Raw genomic sequence first — 20,260 nt, 5'->3', positions numbered from 1 at the left:
CACCTCTCAATGCAAAAGGCGGAGGAGTGCCGTAGATGCACTCCCCCGCCGACAACTACCGAGTGATTAGCCCAGCAGCTTCAGTACAGCCGACGGCAGTTGGTTGGCCTGGGCCAGAACCGAAGTCGAAGCTTGTTGCAGAGTTTGCTGCTTGGTCATCTGAGCGGTTTCAGCGGCGAAGTCGGTATCTTGTACGCGACCACGAGCAGCTTCAGCGTTCTCGTTGATGTTTTGCAGGTTGTTGATGGTGCTGGTCATACGGTTCTGCACCGCACCCAGGTCAGCACGAGCGGTACCGATCTTCGCCAGAGCGGAGTCGATCGCGCCCATGGCAGCCGAGAAGTTGGTCTGGGCAGTGGTGCTGTCGCTACCGGCGATGGTGATGGCGCTGGTGATACCCAGGTCGCTGGCCAGGAACTTGGCGCTCAGGTCGATGCTGATCTGGTTTTCGCCGCCAGTGTTGGAACCAACCTGGAAGGTCATGGTGCTAGCCGAACCGTCCAGCAGGTTTTTGCCGTTCAGCTGGGTGGACTGGGCGATACGAGTCAGTTCCGCAGACATCTGCTTGAACTCGTTGTCCAGCGAGGTACGGTTAGTCGAATCGTTCGAGTCGTTTCGCGATTGCAGAGCCAGTTCACGCATACGCTGCAGGATGTTGACCTGCTCTTGCATCGCGCCTTCAGCGGTCTGGGCGATCGAGATACCGTCGTTGGCGTTTTTGATTGCCATGGTCTGACCGCGGATCTGCGAGGTCATACGGGTAGAGATCTGCAGGCCGGCGGCGTCGTCTTTGGCGCTGTTGATTTTCAGGCCGGAGGACAGACGGCTCATCGAGGTGCTCAGAGCGTCGGAAGCGCGGTTCAGGTTCTTCTGAACGCCCAGGGAGGTAGTGTTGGTGTTAACGGTTAATGCCATGACGAATTCCTCGTGTTTGGGATACTGCGGCTTCCGGCCCTGGCATCCGCCGGGTGTGGCCTAGAGAACCTTCGTAATAGTTATCGTCGTCTGGCGCGGTTGCTTTAGGGGTTTTTGCAAATTTTTTAATGGCACCCTGCCACCCCAATGAAATCAAGGGTTTGACGCCAAAAAAACACTTACCCATAAATGCTGGAGATAAAAAAAAGCGCCACCGGGCAACCGGCAGCGCTCTATTTTCAGGCTGGCGCAGAAATCAGTCGTTGCGCTCGATAATCGCCGAGCCCCACGAAAGACCTACACCGAAACCGCTCAAGGCAACGCGCTGGTGGCGCGAACCGAGCACGTGCTTCTCAAGCAGCAAGGGAATGCTCGACGACACGGTGTTACCCGTCTCGACCATGTCCTTGACGAATTTGTCCGGGTCATCTTCGAAGCGCCGGGCGACGGCGTCGACAATCGCCGCACTGCCCTGGTGGATACAGAACAGGTCGATGTCAGCCGGTGCCAACTGGCTTTCGCCCAGCAGTTCATGCAGGTGCGCCGGTACCTTGAGCAAAGCAAAGTTGAAGACCTGGCGACCGTTCATGAAGAACACCCCGTCACTGACTTTCAGGTGCGCAGCGCCGCCACCGTCGGTTCCGAACTTGGCCTTGCCCAATTGCCATTGGGCGCCCTCGCCCATCCAGGTGACGGTCGCGGCATCACCGAACAGCATGGTGGTGTTGCGATCTTGCGGGTCGACAATCTTCGAATACGGGTCAGCGGTGATCAGCAGGCCGTTTTTCAGCCCCGCCGCCTCCATGAAGCCTTTCATGGCATACAAGCCGTAGACATAGCCCGAGCAGCCCAGGGAAATATCGAAGGCCGCCACGTGGGTCGGCAGGCCCAGTTTGTCCTGGACGATGGCTGCAGTGTGCGGCAAACCTTCTTCGTCGCCGTTCTGGGTAACGACAATCAGGGCGTCGATGGACTCAGGCACCAGGCTCGGATTGGCAGCGAACAGGGCCTTTACCGCCTCCACACACAGGTCGGAGGTTTCCTGGCCTGCGTCTTTGCGCGGCAGGAAGGTCGAACCGATCTTGCCGAGAATGAATTCCTGGTCCTTGGCGAATTTCGCACCCTGGGCGTAGTTGTCCACACCCTCGACAGGTACGTAACTCGCAATGCTTTTGATGCCAATCATTGTGGCTTCCCGATAGATATGCGGATTTTCACGGGCACTGGAACCTGGTAACCAAGGGCTTGCGAGCCTGCGCGCACCCCGCCCGCCAGTACCGCCCGACGACTCAATAGATTAAAGATGCCCGTTTCGACTGCCAAGTCACTGTTGCACAAAGATTACCCATCACAAATGTCAGCCATTGGCACTTTGTGACTATCAAAGATTGCTAGTTTGGCGGGTATCGACGCTGCGAAAGGCACCCCGGGAGGCTGGCGACACGGGACGAGCACGCCATCCACCGGGCTGCCGATCGACTCGGGCAACGCGGTGGACGCGGGGTCAGCTGGGGATCAGGCGGGCAACCAGGCGCTGCGCCAACGCTGCAGATGATCCTCGTCGAGCATCCAGCACCGATGAACGGCATCCCTGAGCTCATCACCGCGGCGCTGGGCAGCATCAAGATTGACCAGGTGCAGGCCAATAGCCTCGATCCAGTGCTCGTAGCTGTTGTGCACACGGGACACGGGCAAGTCGTCCTGCTCCTGGCCGATGTCGCTACAGATCACCGGCACGGCGCATGCGCCGAACTCCAGTTGACGCTGGTTACCTCTGCAAACATTGAACAGGGTCTGCTGCAGCGGCACCAGAGCGAGGTCCAGGTTCAAGCCTGCCAGCTTTTGTGGGTACTGCTGAACTTCGACACCCTCGTGGTACTCGTGTACATAGGGCCGCAGGCTATTGGGGCAGAAGCCAAAGAAAACCCACTCGACATCCGTAGCCAAGGCCTTGATAACGGGCGCGATAACCTCCAGGTCACTTGCCTGCTCGCTGCTGCCGACCCACCCCAGGCGAGGCCGGCCAGCCGTTCGGCGCTGCCCCTTTATATGGCGCCAGGCGTCGATCGACAAGCGCGTCTCGACCACCCGGATATCGCCATGCAGGCCGGCAAACGCCTGTGCCAGCGCCGCCGTCGGCACCACCAGGCGGTCGACGCACCCCAGGGCTTGCTGCAGGCTGTGGAACACATCCTCGCCCAGGCCCTCACGGCGGGCACTGCCCACCGGCAGATCCGGCAGGTAGTCGCTCAGCTCCAGAACCGTAAAGGCACGCGAGAACGCCTGAATCCGCCGCATGACTTCAAGGCGCGGTGCATCCAGCCCACCCTGGAACACCACTACATCCGCTGCCAGGCGCTCCAGCTCGACCAGGGGCGTCAACCCCGGCGACACCCGGCCATCGATGTAACCGGCAGCCTTCAAGCCATTGAATGGACGCACTACCCGCGAATAGCCCAGTTCACCCTGATCAAGCGGATGGACCACCAGCACCGGCATCTCTCGCTGCCCCTGTGGCGGCTGCCAGGTCGGCTGCAGGCTGGCGACCTTGAAGCCACCGGCATGGGCCAGCGACAGATGGCGGTTGTAGGCCGGATCATGGGCCAGCACCGGCAACCAGCGCGCATACAGGGCGTCCTCTTCTTCCACACTGGCATCGGCCATTGCCGGCCTGTCGATCAACAGTTGTGCATGAGGCGTCCAGACGTTGAGGTAACCGGCCTGGCGCAGGCGCAAGCACAGATCGACGTCCATCCAGCGCGCCAGTGCAGGCGCCTCGTCAAACCCGCCGGCCTCGACAAACAGGTCGCGGCGTACCATCAGGCATTCACCGCTGAGCGCCGAGTAATTCTGATCGACCGTGAGCCGCTGCATGTAGCCGGAGTCGCTGTGAGCGTAGCCGGCAAATACCCGTCCCACCGGCCCGCGCAAGCCCAGAACCAGCCCAGCGTGGTGAATCCTGCCGTTCATCGACAGCAGCTTGGCGCCCACGGCTGCGACCTCCGGACGCTGGGCGTGATTGAGCAACTGCTGCAACCAGCCCTTGGCAATCGGCGCCGCTGTCGCATCCAGCCACAGCAGGTACTCACCGCGTGCCAGTCGCCCTGCGTCATTGCGCAACAGTGCCGGGCACTGGCCCTGGGCAAAAGACAGCACCCGCAACTGATCGCCACCGATTTGCTCGATCCCCTGCAACCATTGGCGCACTTGCGGTTCGTCACTTCCCGGATCGAGCAACAGGACCTCGTAGCAGGGGTAGTCGGTGTGCTGCAACAGCGCCTCAATGCAGCGCTGGAACTGTTCGAGGGCACCATCGAGCAAAATCACAATGCTCACCATGGGCTGATCGGCATGCCCATAGTCCAGTCGATAGTGGCCAGGCAGGTGCGAATCGACGTGCGCCTGAGCATAGCCCCGGGCCTTGAGATGACGCCCTACCACCTCCCGCTCGCTGGCACAGTCAGCGAAGCGCAACGCTTCGCTGACCAACAGCGGCTCACTGATATGCTCGATACCACTCAAGCCGCGCTGCTCGACCAGGCGCAGCTGGTACTCCAGCTCGAACGCCTGGCCACAGCCGGTATCGAAGCCGCCTTGCGCCAGGAACTCGCTACTTCGCAACAGCCAGTGCGGCGAGACACTGGCCGGCAGGCTCAAAAGCAGATCAAGGTTCAGGTCTGGCCGAAGCGAAATACCCAACGAGCCGTTGCCCATGCGCATGGCTTCGTCAGCGTAGGCGGCAACACAGGCATCGGCTGCATTGGCAAGCTCCAGGGCCACCAGCAACAAACCGCCAGGGGTGAACTCCACCCCCGCCTCGACCACCATGAACCAGTCGCAGCCGCTGTCGGCCACGACCCGGTTGATGACCTCGCTACGCTGCGCTGCCTGGCACGGCCGGTGGTGCACCGATAAACCCGGCACGTCTGACGCTGGCGACGCAGCCCCGAGGGTCACCACCTGCAGGTGGCGATAAAGGCACTGATCGGGAGCAAGGCTCTCAAGGGTACGCATCAACGCCTGATCAGCGTCGTCACTACCCAGCACCAGCACACCCAGCATCGGTGCGCGGCCGCTGGCCAGGCGCTGCATCAATGCCGCGCGTTGCGGTTCTTCGGGGCAGCGCTGCTCGAGCCAGGCCAGCATGCCTTGCTTGTCCGCCAGTGCCTGCTGTTGCGCTGCCGCCTGGGTTTTTTCAATGAAGACATCCAGCTGCTGCCAGAACGGCTCGGTGACCGCGACGTAACGTTGCAAGGCCCCCTGCACCCCGGCACGGGCAACCGCCAGCGCATCGGTTTCATCCGACAAGGCAAAACCTTGCCTGCCGAAGAAGATACCGTCGAGAAACACCTGATCGACGCTGTGCCCGGCCATGAAGATCACCGGGCAACCGCATAGCACAGCAATGGCACAGGTCATCGACCATTCATAGCTGTACAGGACTTCGGCACTGCGCAGGACCTTGGCCAGTTCAACCAGCGACAGCGGGTTGGCAACACTGAGCAGGCGAATGCCTGCAGGCAGCGAGGCATAGTCCACCTGATCCAGAGGATGCCGGTTCTGATACAGGTAATGCCCCTGGCGAGGCACGCTAGGATCAGGTGCATTGAACAGCGAGATATCGATAATCGGGAAGCACAGCAGGTCGGCGACACTGACCCCCTTCTTGGCGGCGATCCGCGCATCGTAATAGAACAGCAGATCGTCCGGCTCTTCCTCCATCGCCCTGCCCGTCAGGAAGCCCTCGACGTTCAACAGGTAGCGTGCGACTACTTTGCCGCTGAGCGGGTTGCCGCTGGTGACTTCCGGATAGACCGTAATGGGCACCTTGCCGCTGGCGATATGGCGATCGGCGGTCGCCTGGTCGAGCAGTGGCGTTTTCAGCTCGGGGTTGACCACCTTGCCGCCGCAAATATAGGCCTCGCGGCCGCTCAGGTTCAACGCGTGGCACAGGTAATGAAGCGTGCAGACTCCTGAAGACGTCTCCCGGTAATCCGGCGCCGCAATATAGTAGGGATGCGCCGGCTTGGTATAGATCAGCTGCAAGCGAGCCATCGCCTGCTCAAGCCTATACCCATCAACGCCCAGGGTATTCGACATCTTCAAACTCCAGAATTGGTTGGAAACCCGACAGCCAAGGACAGGTTGCCCAGGCAACGGCGGTGGCCTGCGAGGCGAACTGTCAATAATCTGCCATCGCCCCCCTGCCAGTGCAGGAGCACAAGGCTGTAGACACGGGGCTTAGCGAATCGCAGGCATGAAAAAGCCGGGCATTGCGCCCGGCTCTGCATATTTCGCGCCAGAGGCCTGTTAAGGCAACCACTCCAGCACGCCGTTGCCACCGGCCACTACTACACGTGAAACGTCAACGCCATGCTCGACATCGACTACAACACGGGTGCTGAAGGCTGCCGGCCAGCGCTGGACCAGCGCTTGGCACTGTTCCCGCGCAGGCAATGGCACTGCGATGTTAAGCACTTGCGCCTGGGGTACGCAGATCGCCAGCAAACCGGCTTGTGCAGCCTTCAGGCACAGGTCGACATCGGTACCACCCGCAAGCTGTTCATCCAGCCCGGCACACTGCTCGAACAACGCCTTGCCCACCATCAGGCAGTCGGCCGACACCGCCTGGCAACCTCTTACCGCTTCCAGCCCGGGCAATGTCACTCGCACACGCGAAGCACCCTGCCGGGCATTGCGTACCAGGCCACTGCCGAGCAGCTCGTAACCGGCATGACTGATGACGCCATCGCGATCGAACATCTGGCAACCGACAACACCCACCTCAGGGCGCTGAGCCTGGTTGAGCAGGGATTCGATCCAGGCCGGCGACACCACCTCGCTGCGGCTCGACATCAGCACCAGGTACTGCCCCTGGGCCTGGGCCGCAGCCTGGTTGACCATCTGTACCCGCACCGACGACTCACAGGCAAACAAGCGCACCCGCGATCCCAGCCCCTGCACCGTGGCAAGGCCTGCGGCTACCGCCTCGGCATTGGCCGCCTCGCAGGTGACGATCACCTCGTAACGGGCATAGCGAGTACGCTGGACCACGCTTGCCAGGCTTGCTTTGAGCTGCTCGAGATCGGAATCGGCAACCAGCACAATGCTCACTTGCGGGGTCTGCGGATGACGGAAGTCAACCTGGAAGGTACCGTCGGTACTTTCGTTGACCTGGCCACGGTAACCCAGCACGTTCAAATGACGCTTGAGGGTGGTCAGGGCTTGACCAGCCATCGACTCCGGCGCTTGCTGGCCGATCACCAGGTACTCGTCCAGGTGGGCCATGCCGCTGATACCGCTGGCTTCGACCAGACGCAGGAGCAGATCGAATTCCAGCGCTTGCGCACAGTCTTCGCTGTAACCGCCCAGGTCGACAACGGCCTGGCGACGCACCAGCCAATGCCGGGCCATCAGGTCAGGACGACTGCGCAGCAGGTCCAGGTCGCAACCAGGACGTACGACACTGAGCAGGCGCCCGTCGCTGTCGCGCTGAACTTCGTTGGCACAGATCGCATGGCACGCCTGGGCGCCAGGCAGCTCGACCTGCAAACGCAACAAGCCGCCGGTAGCCAGTACATCGCCCGCCTGCAACATCAGCAGCCATTCGCTGGAAAGCTGGCGTACCACCTGGTTCAGGTGCGCAACCATGTTGGCCGGCGTAACCTTGATAAAGTGCAGGGCATCCCGGGCCGTGGTGATGGCCGGCAGTTCGCCGGCCTTGAGCACGACAATCTTGAAGTTGCGCAAACCGCTGGCGACCAGGCTGTCGAAGGTATCCTGCAAACCTGCGTTATCGTCCGCAAGATCGATCACCACAAAGGCTGTCTGCGGCGCCGGGGTTTTCCCCAGGTGGGCAAAAATGCGCTCGCGGGCGGCGCTGTCCGGGGTGGCCGCAGCGATTGCCGCCAGCACCTTGCCCGAAGGCGTGCTCGCCAGCTGCGTCTGCACAGCGGTAGCCGGCAGCAATTGGAGCTGCTCCAGCCAGGTGCCCAGGTCGCGGCGCAGCCCCTGGTCCTGCTCGCCCAGGCCTGCCAGCAGGCGCTGGCAAACCTGCGGGTTGAACACACCCAGTGCAAAGGCCTGCCAGTAGCGGGCCATGAGGCTCTCGGCGGTATCGTTGGGATGCTCGGCAAGCAATGCTTGCTGCCGTACCCAGGTACCTTCCAGCGCCCGGCTGTGAAGCTGTCCGGCGGGCCAGGCATGGACCATGAACTCGCTCGAGCGCAACTGACCGAACACGCTGCCGTTGTAGTACGGCATATCGACAAACTGGGTTGGCTCGAACGTCACTTGTGGTTCGGACGACAGGCTGTCCCAGCGCGAAGTGAACAGCAATGGCGCCTCACAGCGCGAGTGGGTATTGCGCACGAAGGCATTGAGGACTTCGAAGCCCCTGGCACTGGCAAATACCGCTGCCTGCTCGCCATCCCAGTGCTGGAGCTGGCGCACAGCCTGGCTCAGCAACTCTTCGCGAGCCTGCTCGGAAAGACTCCAGGGACGGTATTCAACCATCGCACTGGTGTGCGCCAGCAGCCGCGATGCGCCCTGGGCCAGCAGCCCATAGGAAACCGCCACACACCAGCTATCGAACGACAGGTTCGCCGGCACGCTGCGCACCGCGGTTTTCAAAACCTCGGTCCTGATCACTGCCCGCCACGCCTGCAAACCGTACTCGGCATGCACGGCAATACGCCCCAGGGCGTTGCTGGCATGCAACTGAGCCTTGGGCGCAGAGCCGATCTTGTAGTAGTCCACGTCGCCATTACCAGGCTGGTAACCCAGCGAGTAACCTTGAGCCATTACGTAATCGGCGTCGCCTTGCAAGGCTTCCACCGCCGCAGCGATGCCATCGGTCAGGAGGAAATCACACTCCAGGGTCAGCACCGCAAACGCGGTATCGACCTGCTCCAGGGTCTGCAGCACCTGCTCGGACCAGTCACCGACCGACGTTTGCGACGCCGGCGCTGCGAGTGTCTGCAGGTGTGCAAAGCGCGCCTGGTAATAGTGAGCGGCGCGCCCTGAATAGCCAGGCTCGTCCTGACCCAGCAAGACGACGGTGACGTCATCCAGCAGCGCTGCACAACCGATTGCTTGTTCGCCCATAGTGCACCTAGTTCTCATGTTATCTGTCATGGCCAGCATCAAGGCCGGCCACTGTCGTTAATCGGCCAACCAGGCGTTAGCCCAGTGCTGAAGCTTGTCGGGTGTCAGCATGAAGTCGCGCAGCACCACTTCGCGCAGGGCATCGCCCAGGCGATAACTGGCCTGGGGATCGTCCAGATGCATGCGGATCGCTTCCAGCCAGGCCTGCGTCGAGTTGCCGGCCACCCGCGTACAAGGCAGGTAGCCCTGATAAGCCTTGGTATCGGAACACACCACGGGGAAGCCGCAGGCGCCATACTCGAGCAAGCGCAGGTTGCTCTTGCAGTCGTTGAACAGGTTGGTTTCCAGCGGTGCCAGCGCCAGATCCAGGTTCAGGCTCGCCAGCTTCTGCGGATAGAGCGACATGGCAATGCCGGTGTGGTACTCCTTGACGTAGGGCCTGAGCACCTCCGGGCACATACCAAAGAACACCCAGTCGACCTCGTCGGCAAGCTCCCGGACCACCTCGGCCAGCAGCTCCAGGTCACCTTGATGGCTGGTGCCCCCAGCCCAGCCGACACGCGGCTTGAGGGTAGTTTGTCGATGGCTCTTGAGGTCGCTCCACATGTGCATCGCCAGCATGTTCGGCACCACCCGGATATCATGGTGCATGCTCGACAGCGCATCAGCCAGCGGCTGGGTCGACACCACCACACGGTCGCACAGGGAAATGCCGCGGCTCACCAGTTCGCGCATGTTCTGCGGCATGTTGCGGCTGTGCGCATTCTTTTTCGGCACGTCGATGATGTAGTCGTCGATCTCGTAGATTCGCCGCGCACTGGAAAAGGTTTTGACCCGCTCGATATCCCGAATGGTACTGGCCATGTAACGGCACTGCAGGATGATCGAGTCCGGCTTGCAACGCTCCATTTCGATAGTGTTGGGCGTGGCGTAATCCAGCTGACCCTGGATCCAGCCGGCCCGCTCCAGCTCGGTAAATGGCTGCACCACCCGGTAATGCCCAACCGCCGTGGTGTTGACCGGCAACGCCAGCACATAGGGCAATGGCCGGCTGATGAACGGGTCCCAACCACTACGCAAACCCGGTTCCAGATTGTAGCTGGACAGCTTCAGGCTAAGGTTGCGGTTGTAGGCCGGATCGTTGGCCACCAGGGGCAGCCAGCGCTGGTAGAAGGCGCGTTGGTCCCGTTCTATCGCCTTGGTGTCGACAACCTGCTCGACTGGCAGGCGCGCCACCATCGAAAACGGTGTCCAGACCACCAGGTAACCCTGCTCACGCGCACGCAGGCAGAAATCGGCGTCGAGCAACTCAACGCTGAATGCCTGGACATCCAGACCACCCAGCGCATCGAACAGGTCGCGCCGCACCAGCAGGCAATGGGCGCTGACAGCGCTGAGGTTCTGTACCGCAAGCAAGCGGTTCATGTAACCACCGGCATCGACCGGCTGACCGTAGAACGGGCTTCCCGCCAGGCCATGCACACCCAGCAGCAGCCCGGCATTGACCACCATGCCGGCGCTGCTACACATCTTCGGACCGACAATGCCGACTTCCGGACGCTGGCCCTGGCGCATCAATTCGCTCAGCCACTGGCCATCGAACATCAGGCAGCCAGGGTCGACCAGCAACAGATAGCTGCCTCGCGCCTGCTCGGCGGCCTGGTTGATCAGTTGCTGCCCGGCGCTGTCCTCGGACTGGACAATGTGCAACTGATCGCTGCCCAGTTGCCGCATCGCAGCAAGCCAGGACTGCAGGTCCTGAGGCTCGTCACCCTTGGTGGCGATCAGTACTTCATAGTTGCGGTAGGCGGTGTGTTCGAAAATCGATTCGACACAGCGCCGAAGCGCCTGCAGGTCTTGCCCGGCCACGATGATGATCGACACCGCGGGCGTATCAGCGTGCTGGTACAGCACTCGGGTCAACATGCTGTTTTCGGCCGATACCAGCTCGGCCTCGATACCCAGGCGCTGCAGGTGCGCCTGCAATACGCGTGGTGCCTGGGCCAGGCAGGCCGGCTCGGACTGCCAGCTGGAATAGCTGTACTGACTTTGCACCAGCAGTTCGGCGACGTGCTCGACCACCTGCAAACCATGGCTTTCAACCATCCGCCAGAGCAGATCTTGCGGCGCCAGGACGTCATAATCAGCCGTGAAGCCGCCCAGCTCCAACAGCCGGGTCCGCTCGAAGGCCAGCATTCGTCCGACGTAGGGGAAGCTGCGCATCAGATCGAGGTTGAAGTCGGGTTTGAAGATCGGCTGGCCAACCTGCAGGTTATCGTCACTGCCCTCATCGGTGTACAGGCACAACCGGTCCGTGTGCAAGGCCAGGCGCTCGGCCATGATCACCAGGGCATGAGGATGCAGGCGATCACCGGCGCGTAGCAGCAACACCCAGTCTGCCGATTCGGCCCTGGCGATCCGCGCATTGAGCTGTTCAAAACCATTGCCACGCAAAGCGCTGTACTCGACACCCGCATCACTCGCAGGCGGCTCTTGAGTGCCAAGCACCCAGACCTGATGCGGCGCATAAGACTGGGCGGCCAGGCTGTCGAGTGTCGACTTCAACGGCATCGCCTCGCCCTGTGGATCGAACACCACAGCAACGATGCGCGGTTGTCGTGGCCATTGCTCGATCCGTTTGGGCAGCAGGCTGATCTGCGCGGGCGACAAAGTGCGGCACTCAAGCCACTCGGCATAGAGCTCGGCAAAGCTCAGGCTGTGGGTACCGACTTGCTGCTGATAGTGGCCCATCTGCCCGGCGTACAACCGGGTCAGTTCATATTCGTCCCACTCCAGCGTCTCGCCTGGGCGAAAATCCTCAAGCGCCACGTAGCGAATCCAGCCGGTGGCCGGCGGCGCTTCGCCGGTGTTGGCGGCGAGCATCTGCTGCAACCATTCGCTCTCGGTCTTGTGTGCAAGGGTGATGCCGGCCTGATGGCTCAGACGCCCGGCATGGACCCGCTCGATACTGAGCATGTTAGACAGGTAGGCCAGGTGCCCACGGCGCAACAGGCACATGTACAGCGCCATGTCCAGGCGCGCAACGAACCCTGCGCCCTGCTGCACCAACTGCGGCAGGTACTGCTCTACCGCAGCCCGGCGCATGAGCATGTGACTGATGCCGCCAAACAGGTTGGGAACCTTGCTGGTGACCGCATCGAGCATGTCACCGCCGTTGAGGATCGCGCTGCAAGGGGCAATCACGCAGTTGGCCGGCCGCGGCGGCAACAGCGTCTCGTCCGCCGCGCAGATCAGCCGGTGGTTGACCACCATGTTGACCTCGGGGCAATCGGCCATGATCCGCGCCTGTTGCTCGATGCAGTTTTCGATCAGCCAGTCGTCGTCACAAAGAAACTTGATGAACTCGCCCCGGGAGTGCTCCAGGCATTGCAGCAGGTTACCGGCAAAGCCCAGGGTCGCGGGGTTGCGCGAATAGCGCAGCTCGCAGCTTGCCTGCGCAACCCTCTCATCGAAAATGGCCTTGATCTCGTCCCCCTGACTGTCGTCGCAAACGATGACCTCGAGGTTGGTGTAGCTCTGGGAGATGGCACTGAGCAGCGCGCGACTGAAGAACTCGGGGTTGAAGGCAGGAATGGCGATGCTGACGAGGGGTTGTTCGATCATAGTGGTAGGCCTGGAGAGGGTTCCGGGTGATGCCGGCAGGGGGCATCACCCGGTGATGTTGCGCAAAGATGTATCAGAGCCGGTTGAACAGGCTCAGCGAGGAGATCTTGGTGAACGCCAATTGCGACGCCTGCAGCATTGTCTGCTGCAGGTTCAGGCGGATCAGCACATCGGCCGGATCGGCGTCGCGGATCGAACTCTGGGTCTTGGTATTGGCCATCTTCAGGCTTTCGTTGGTATCGGCCTGGACGTCCAGGGCGGCACCCCGGGCACCGATCGAGCTGATCGCCTCGGCAACCTTGTTGGCGCCGCTTTCCAGGTTACCGATGGCCGACTGCAACGCCCCCTGGTATTTCTGCCGCGCCGCCAGGTTGTTGTCGACCGGCAATTCAAGCGCCTTGCGAAACTCCGAGATGGTGTCGAGGATATTCTGGGTCTGATGGGTATCGACCTTGACCGAGAACTGGTCGCCGCTAGCCGGCACTGCCGAGAAGTCGAAGTCGACACCGGCAATATTGGCCTTGGTCGCCGGGGTACCGGTCAGGTTGCCAGTGGCCACCGGGCGCGCATCCGGCCCCATTGGCTGGGCATACACTTCATAGGCCGAGGCACTGGTGAACTTGATGATCGCGCCACCGCCAGGAAAGGCATTGTGGTACGCCGTCTGGTCGGTAATCTTGGCTCCGGTGATCTGCGATGACGAGGTATTGCCGGCGCTGCGCGAGCCACTGACTTCGTCGGGTTTGGAGCTTAGCGAGAAGCTGTGACCGGCGATGACCGCGTCCGGGTTGGCCTTGTCGGCATCCGTCAGGTTGATGTCCAGGCGCATCTCGACACCACGGAAGGTGATGTTGGCCGGCTTTTTCGGGTCGAAGGCGCCTTCACCGGTGGCTTCCAGGGTCACGTCGTTGTTGGCTGCGTCAGTGATCTTGAACTGCGTGCTGCTGGTGAAGGTGATGGTGTACGGCTCGCCACCACGGAAACGATCGTTGTACTGGGTGCTGCCCGAGACCTGGCCATTGGACAGACTGACACGGCCGTCATCCACGGCCGGCGAGGTCAGCGTGGTCTGGCTGCGGCTGGTGTTCAGCGCCTGTTCGAACACACTGTAGCCACTCTCGTTGGTAGCCATGGTGAGCATGTCACCGACCTGCAGGCTCAGGGTGCTCTGGTCGCCCTGGTAGGTGTAGGTACCATCGGCATTACGCACGTAGGGCGGGGTGTCGCCACGGGAGCCGGAGAACAGGTATTTGCCGTTCTCGTCACGGCTGTTCATCAGGCTGTAGAGCTGCTCTTCGAGCTGGGTCAGTTCCTGGGCATCGGCCTTGCGGTCGGCGTCGGTGTAGCCACCGCTGCCGGCGCTGATGGCCAGTTCCTTGACCCGCGCCAGGATGTTGGTAATGCCGTTGAGGGTCGACTCGGAGGTGCCCAGGCTGTTGCGCACGTTGGTGATGTTGCCATCGTACTGGTCGATCAGGTTGCTCTGCTGTTGCAGTTGCAGCAGGCGCGCAGCCCCTACCGGATCATCGGCAGCGGTACGCACACGAATGTTGTCGCTGGCCTGCTGGCCGGTCTTGACCACGTTGGAAAAGTTGCGCTGATAGTTCGCGGAGCTGGTTTCGTAAAACTGGGAAGTAGAAATACGCACGGTCTACCACTCCTTAAAGGGCGTTGATCAGCGTGGAGAAAATTTCCTGCGCCGCTTTGATGATTTGCGACGAGGCCGTGTAGTACTGCTGGTACTTGATCAGGTTGCCGGCTTCTTCGTCGAGCTGTACGCCCGACAGCGAATCGCGTGCGCCCCGGGCCGACTCATGCAGGGCGCCGGTAGAGTCGACGTCCATCTGCGCCTGGGCAGTCTTGCCGCCGACGTTTTCCACCAGCTTGCCATAGGCGTCGGTGAGGCTGATGCCCTTGCCGTTGGCGCCGACTTCAACCGTACCTTTGGTCTGCAGGTCAATCAGCGCCTGGCCGTTGCGGTTGTTGTCCGAACCCGAGCCGGTCATGCCGATGGTGTAGTTGTCACCCTGCTTGGGTGCACCCGAGACGCTCATCTCGAAGGTGAAGGACTTCTGGTTGCCGCTGGCATCCTTGATCGGCGCGCCGGTGGAATCGACCATCGGCACCGAGAACTGCAGTTTGTTTTCCTGACCGGGAATAATGGTGCCGCTACCCAGGGTACCGCCCTTGGCATCGAGCAGCTTGTAGGTCTGCGGGTTGGCCTTTTCGTCACCGAACACCAGCTTGACCGGGGTCGAGTACTTCAGGCCATTCTGCAGATCCAGGCGCTGGGCCGGGTCGTAGATGTCCAGGGTCGAGGTCAGGTTGGGCTGGCCGATGATCCCGGTGCCCTGGTTGCCGGCACCACTGGTAGACGTCAGCGGCGATGCCAGCGCCAGGCGCTTGGGGTCGGTAAGGACGGTGTCCAGGTTGGTCGCGGCATTACGTGTCGGGGTGATCTTGAAGGTGTCACCGGCCTGCAGCGCGCCGCCATTGAGGTTGAGGCTGAAACCGTCGATGACCGGTGCCGGATCGTCATTGAGATCATAGGAACCGACCACGCTGCCCTCCGGCAGCTTCTTGACGCTGTAACCCGTGGCGCTGGTGAAGGTCACCTGATAGTCGCTGGTGCTCAGCTTGCCGGTGTCCTTGATGGTCACATCGAGGTTGCCGGAGCCTGCGCTGTTGCCCGCCTGGGCAATGCTGCGCTGGCTGATCAGTTCGGGGCTGTTGATGTTGTTGAACAGGGCCGCGCCGAACTCGCCGTTCTTGTCGATACCCTGGGCCAGCTGGCTGTTGATCCGATCGGCCATGACCAGGGCCACGCGCCCCAGCTCGTTCAGCGACGGGTCGAGCACTTCGCTGCGATAGCGCAGCAGGCCGCCGATCTCGCCACCGCGAAGGCTCGAGGTAACGTCCATGGTGGTGCTGCCACGGTTGAGCTGCACGACAAATCGGGTCGGGTCGGTCTTGCTCGGCGCGGTCTCGAGGTTGTTGGTGGTTTTACCCAACACCAGCGGCTGGCCGTTTTCCAGGTAGATATCGAGGTTGCCTTCGCGCTCGACCACCTGGGTACCGACCAGCTCGGAGAGCTGACGCACCGCCTCGTTGCGTTGATCGAGCAGGTCGTTGGGGGTGCCCTGCACCACCGCCACCTTGGAGATCTGATCGTTGTACTGGGCAATGGTTGCCGTCAGCTTGTTGACCTGGTCGGCCATCGAAGCGAGGTTGCCATTGATGTTGCTGTTCTGCTCGTTGAGCTGGCTGGCGATGGTGTTGAAGCGCTTGCTCAGCGATTGCGCGCTGGTCAGCAGCAGCTGACGCGAGGCATCTTCATTGGGCTTGGCAGCAGCGCTCTGCAAGGCACTGAAGAAGCTCTTCAAGGCGCCGGTGATACCCGTGTCGGCGCCCGACAGCATCTGGTCGATCGGCCCGACCTGCTTCAGGTACGAGGCGGCATCGCTGCTCAGCGAGGTGGTGGTACGCAACTGGTTTTCAAGGTAGGCGTTGTACACCCGACGCACATCGGAGAGGGTCGTGCCGGTGCCGATGAACACACCGCCAACCTGCTGCGCGCCGTTGGACCGCTGCACATTCTGCTGGCGCGAATAACCGGCAACATCGGCATTGGCAATGTTGTTACCCGTGGTGTGCAGGCCCGCCTGGTTGGCGTTGAGCCCCGACATCCCGATGTTGATCAAACTCGCCATGGTTCAAACCTTATAGTTTCGTTGTAGTGCCAATCGCTGCGTAGCTTTCGTACGATTTCATCTGTTTGGCGATCTGCGAAATCTTGCTCGCGTAGTCCGGGTCGGTTGCGTATCCGGCTTTCTGCAGCTCGCGTACAAACTGTTCCGGTTTATCGGCAGCCTTGACCGCTTCTTTATAGCGCGCGTTGTTCTGTAGCAGGCTGACCAGGTCATGGAAGCTGTCCTGGTAGGAATCGTAGGAACGGAACGCTGCCGTCTCCTTGACGAACTGCCCGTCACGAAACTCGCTGGTGATCGCCCGCGCCTGGCCGCCCTGCCAGTTGCCGGTAGCCTTGATGCCAAACAGGTTGTGACTGCTGCTGCCATCGGCCTGGCGCATGACCGATTTGCCCCAACCGGTTTCCAGCGCCGCCTGGGCCACCAGGTAGCGCGGATCGATACCGATGCGCTTGGCAGCCTGCTCGGCCATTGGCAGCATGGTGGCAACAAATTCATCCGACGAGCCGAATGCGCGCTTGGCCGGCGCCAGCGGCGGCTGGGCCACGGCGCGGCCATAAATGCGCATTGAGCCCGGCGCGGCAAAGCTCTGCGCCGACTGCCAGTCACCCTTGACCACGGCATCGGTCATGGCCGTGGTGCGTTGCGGCAAGGCTGCGGTGTTGGTGGTGGCAGCGACGGCACCGGCGGACGGCACGATGCCGGCCAGCAGGCGATCGGTGAGTTTGCCCGGCAGCGCCAGGCGCCGCGAGTTGAGCGCCGCCATGTCGTTGCGGGTGACGGCGGTTTCTTCGCTGCGCGCAGGCTCGGCAACCTTGCTTGCCCACAACGGCCGCTGCTGGATATCCACGCGCGGGAACGGGCTGTTGTTGCTCGCAGCGCTGGCCTTCTGCTTGGACAGCTGGCGCATCAGCACTTCCTGCAGGCCGATACCGCCGCCCTCGCGGGACATGCTCACCGCCAGCTGCTGGTCGTACATCTGCTGGTACTGCTTGGTGGTCTCGGTGTTGAGCGGGTTGTCCTTGGCCAGTACATCGCTGGCCGAGCGCATCGACTTGAGCATCTCGTTGAGAAACAGCGACTCGAATTCCTGGGCCACCTTGCGCAGGTTGGCATCGCTGTCGCGATCACCAACCTTCAGCGAGTTCAGGCGATTGAGGTCGGTGTAGGCACCACTGTCGGCGGCATTGAAAGCACTTTTAGGCATATCCATGGCCAGCCCCCTCAGATCACGATCAGGTCGGCTTGCAGGGCGCCGGCCTGTTTCAGGGCTTCGAGGATCGCCATCAGGTCGCCGGGCGCGGCGCCCACCTGGTTCACCGCACGGACGATTTCATCCAGGGTGGTACCGGGGCCGAACTTGAACATCGGCTTGGCTTCCTGCTCGGCATTGACCCGTGAGCGCGGCACCACGGCAGTCTCGCCATTGGAGAACGGCCCCGGCTGGCTGACGATCGGGTCTTCGGTAATGGTCACGGTCAGGCTGCCGTGGGTGACCGCCGCCGGCGACACCTTGACGTTCTGGCCAATGACGATGGTACCGGTACGCGAATTGATGATGACCTTGGCCACAGCCTGGCCCGGATCGATCTCAAGGTTCTCGAGAATCGACAGGTAGTCGACCCGCTGGCTTGGATCGAGCGGCGCGGTAACCCGTACCGAACCACCGTCCAGGGCCTGGGCCACACCCGGGCCGAGCAGCTCGTTGACCTTGTCGACGATGCGCTTGGCGGTGGTGAAGTCCGGGCGATTAAGGTTCAGGGTCAGGCTGTTGCCCTGGTTGAAACCACTGGGCACGGCGCGCTCGACCGAAGCACCACCGGGGATGCGACCGGCCGACGGCACGTTGACGGTAATCTTCGAGCCGTCGCGGCCTTCGGCATCGAAACCGCCGACCACCAGGTTGCCCTGGGCAATGGCGTAGACGTTGCCATCGATACCCTTGAGCGGAGTCATCAGCAGGCTGCCACCGCGCAGGCTCTTGGAGTTGCCGATCGAGGAGACGGTAATATCCACCACCTGCCCCGGCTTGGCGAACGCCGGCAGGTCGGCATGCACCGACACCGCGGCAACGTTTTTCAGCTGCACGTTGCCCGAGCCTGGCGGCACCTTGATGCCGAACTGCGAGAGCATGTTGTTGAAGGTCTGCAGGGTGAACGGCGTCTGGGTGGTCTGGTCACCCGTGCCGTTGAGCCCCACCACCAGGCCGTAGCCGATCAGCTGGTTGGTGCGCACGCCGGAAATGCTGGCGATGTCCTTCAGACGCTCGGCCTGCACGGCGAACGCAGTGGACAGCAGAATCGTAGCGGCAATCAGCTGCTTGAAGTTGAACATGGTCATCCGAACCTAGAAAGGCCAAAGCGGGCTGATGAAGAACCGGTCAAACCAACCAGGCTGGCTGGCGTCGGCAAACGAGCCGGTACCCGAATAGGTGATGCGCGCATCGGCAACACGGGTCGAAGGCACGGTGTTGTCGGTGGCGATGTCATCGGCACGGATCATCCCGGCGATACGTACCAGCTCATCACCGGTGTTGAGGGTCAGCCACTTCTCGCCGCGCACGGCAATGATGCCGTTGGGCAACACGTCGGCCACGGTGACAGTGATCGAGCCGGTCAGGGTATTGCCCTGAGCCGCCTTGCTGTCGCCCTTGGTTGCACGGTCGCCGCTGTAGCCGGCACTGAGGCTCAGATCGCCATCACCAAATGGATTATTGGTGGTCAAGCCACCGCCAAACAACGAGGTCAGGCCGATATCGGCCTTGCTGTTCTTGGCAATCTGCGAGTTGGCGTTCTTGCTTGCCTGGGTGCGCTCGTTGAGGGTAATGGTGATGATGTCACCCACCCTGAAAGCCTTGCGGTCGCTGTACAGGTTCTGGTCGAAACCGGCCTGGTAGATCGAGCCGTTGTTGGCCGCCGCCGGTAATGGCGTGCGCGGCAATACCGGCGCGTAGTAAGGATCGTTGGGCTTGGGCGTCGGCGCGACGCAGCCGGCCAGCAAGGCGATCCCACTCAGGGCAAGCACGGATAACAAACGACTCATGACTCTGACCTCACGGTGTAACAGGCGCCGTTCAAGCGACCTCGAAGACTTCACTTACAGGTTCTGGGTAACGTACGAGAGCATCTGGTCGGCGGTGGAAATGACCTTGGAGTTCATTTCGTAGGCCCGCTGGGTGGTGATCATGTTGACCAGCTCTTCAACGGTGCTGACGTTGGAGTTTTCCAGGGTTTGCTGCTGCATCACGCCAAAACCGTTGAGGCCCGGGGTACCGATCTGCGGCGCGCCGCTGGCGGCGGTTTCCAGGAACAGGTTGCCGCCCATGGCCTGCAGGCCGGCCGGGTTGATGAAGTCGGCGGTCTGGATGTTGCCGATGATCTGCGCCGCCGGGTTGCCAGCAGTGGTGATCGACACGGTGCCATCCTGGCCAACGGTGAAGGTCTGCGCCTCTGGCGGCACGACAATCGCAGGCTCCAGGGCAAAGCCGTTGGCGGTGACGATCTGGCCGTCGGAGTTCAGGTGGAAGGTACCGTCGCGGGTGTACGAAACCGTGCCGTCCGGCTGCAGGATCTGGAAGAAGCCACGACCGTTGACCGCCATGTCCAGCGGATTCTCGGTGGTCTGCAGGCTGCCGGTGCTGAAGTTTTTCTGGGTGCCGACAATGCGCACACCGGTACCCACTTGCAGACCCGACGGCAGCTCGCTGTCCTGGGTCGACTGGGCGCCTGGCTGACGCTTGATCTGGTAGAGCAGATCCTGAAACTCGGCGCGATCACGTTTGAAGCCGGTGGTCGAGACGTTGGCCAGGTTGTTGGAAATGGTCGTCAGGTTGGTGTCCTGGGCGGACAAACCGGTTTTACTGACCCAAAGAGCCGGAAGCATGCTGTTCTCCTCGCGCGCCTGTTTTA

Annotated in this window: 11 protein-coding genes; all 11 read right to left on the bottom strand. The window is 61.8% G+C overall.

The genetic code is table 11. The features are described 5' to 3' along the window. Positions 1-66: 66 nt before the first annotated feature. Positions 67-915, bottom strand: a complete 849-nt coding sequence (locus tag ACIOVF_RS05740; protein ID WP_045200267.1) for a flagellin domain-containing protein — start codon at positions 913-915, stop codon at positions 67-69. A gap of 256 nt (positions 916-1,171) precedes the next feature. Beyond that, entirely contained in the window at positions 1,172-2,101 is a 930-nt protein-coding gene (locus ACIOVF_RS05735) for a ketoacyl-ACP synthase III (protein ID WP_401288115.1), read from the bottom strand. Between the two features lie 329 nt (positions 2,102-2,430). After that, positions 2,431-6,015 (bottom strand): glycosyltransferase family 2 protein, encoded by a 3,585-nt coding sequence (locus ACIOVF_RS05730; protein WP_401288113.1) that lies wholly within the window; start codon positions 6,013-6,015, stop codon positions 2,431-2,433. Between the two features lie 210 nt (positions 6,016-6,225). Continuing rightward, entirely contained in the window at positions 6,226-9,021 is a 2,796-nt protein-coding gene (locus ACIOVF_RS05725; protein ID WP_401288110.1) for a glycosyltransferase, read from the bottom strand. 57 nt (positions 9,022-9,078) lie between these two features. Beyond that, the gene (locus tag ACIOVF_RS05720) at positions 9,079-12,645 is read right to left on the bottom strand and encodes a glycosyltransferase (protein ID WP_045200260.1); all 3,567 of its coding nucleotides are present in this window, start codon (positions 12,643-12,645) and stop codon (positions 9,079-9,081) included. 73 nt (positions 12,646-12,718) lie between these two features. Next, complete coding sequence (locus ACIOVF_RS05715) at positions 12,719-14,293, bottom strand: flagellar hook-associated protein 3 (protein WP_045200258.1); 1,575 nt, start codon at positions 14,291-14,293, stop codon at positions 12,719-12,721. A gap of 13 nt (positions 14,294-14,306) precedes the next feature. After that, positions 14,307-16,355, bottom strand: a complete 2,049-nt coding sequence (gene flgK / locus ACIOVF_RS05710; protein WP_045200252.1) for a flagellar hook-associated protein FlgK — start codon at positions 16,353-16,355, stop codon at positions 14,307-14,309. Between the two features lie 10 nt (positions 16,356-16,365). Further along, on the bottom strand, positions 16,366-17,565 hold the full coding sequence (gene flgJ / locus ACIOVF_RS05705) for a flagellar assembly peptidoglycan hydrolase FlgJ (protein ID WP_045200250.1): 1,200 nt from the start codon (positions 17,563-17,565) through the stop codon (positions 16,366-16,368). Positions 17,566-17,576: 11 nt separating this feature from the next. Continuing rightward, positions 17,577-18,686, bottom strand: coding sequence for a flagellar basal body P-ring protein FlgI (locus ACIOVF_RS05700; RefSeq protein ID WP_010224970.1), 1,110 nt, complete (start codon positions 18,684-18,686; stop codon positions 17,577-17,579). 12 nt (positions 18,687-18,698) lie between these two features. Then, on the bottom strand, positions 18,699-19,394 hold the full coding sequence (flgH, locus tag ACIOVF_RS05695) for a flagellar basal body L-ring protein FlgH (RefSeq protein WP_045200248.1): 696 nt from the start codon (positions 19,392-19,394) through the stop codon (positions 18,699-18,701). A 54-nt stretch (positions 19,395-19,448) separates the two neighbouring features. Further along, positions 19,449-20,234: a flagellar basal-body rod protein FlgG gene (gene flgG / locus ACIOVF_RS05690; protein ID WP_045200246.1), complete on the bottom strand. Its 786-nt coding sequence runs from the start codon at positions 20,232-20,234 to the stop codon at positions 19,449-19,451. Between the last annotated feature and the right edge of the window lie 26 nt (positions 20,235-20,260).

This window comes from Pseudomonas sp. NPDC087612 (assembly GCF_044743505.1).
GTDB lineage: Bacteria > Pseudomonadota > Gammaproteobacteria > Pseudomonadales > Pseudomonadaceae > Aquipseudomonas.
This window is presented reverse-complemented; position numbering and strand designations above follow the sequence as displayed.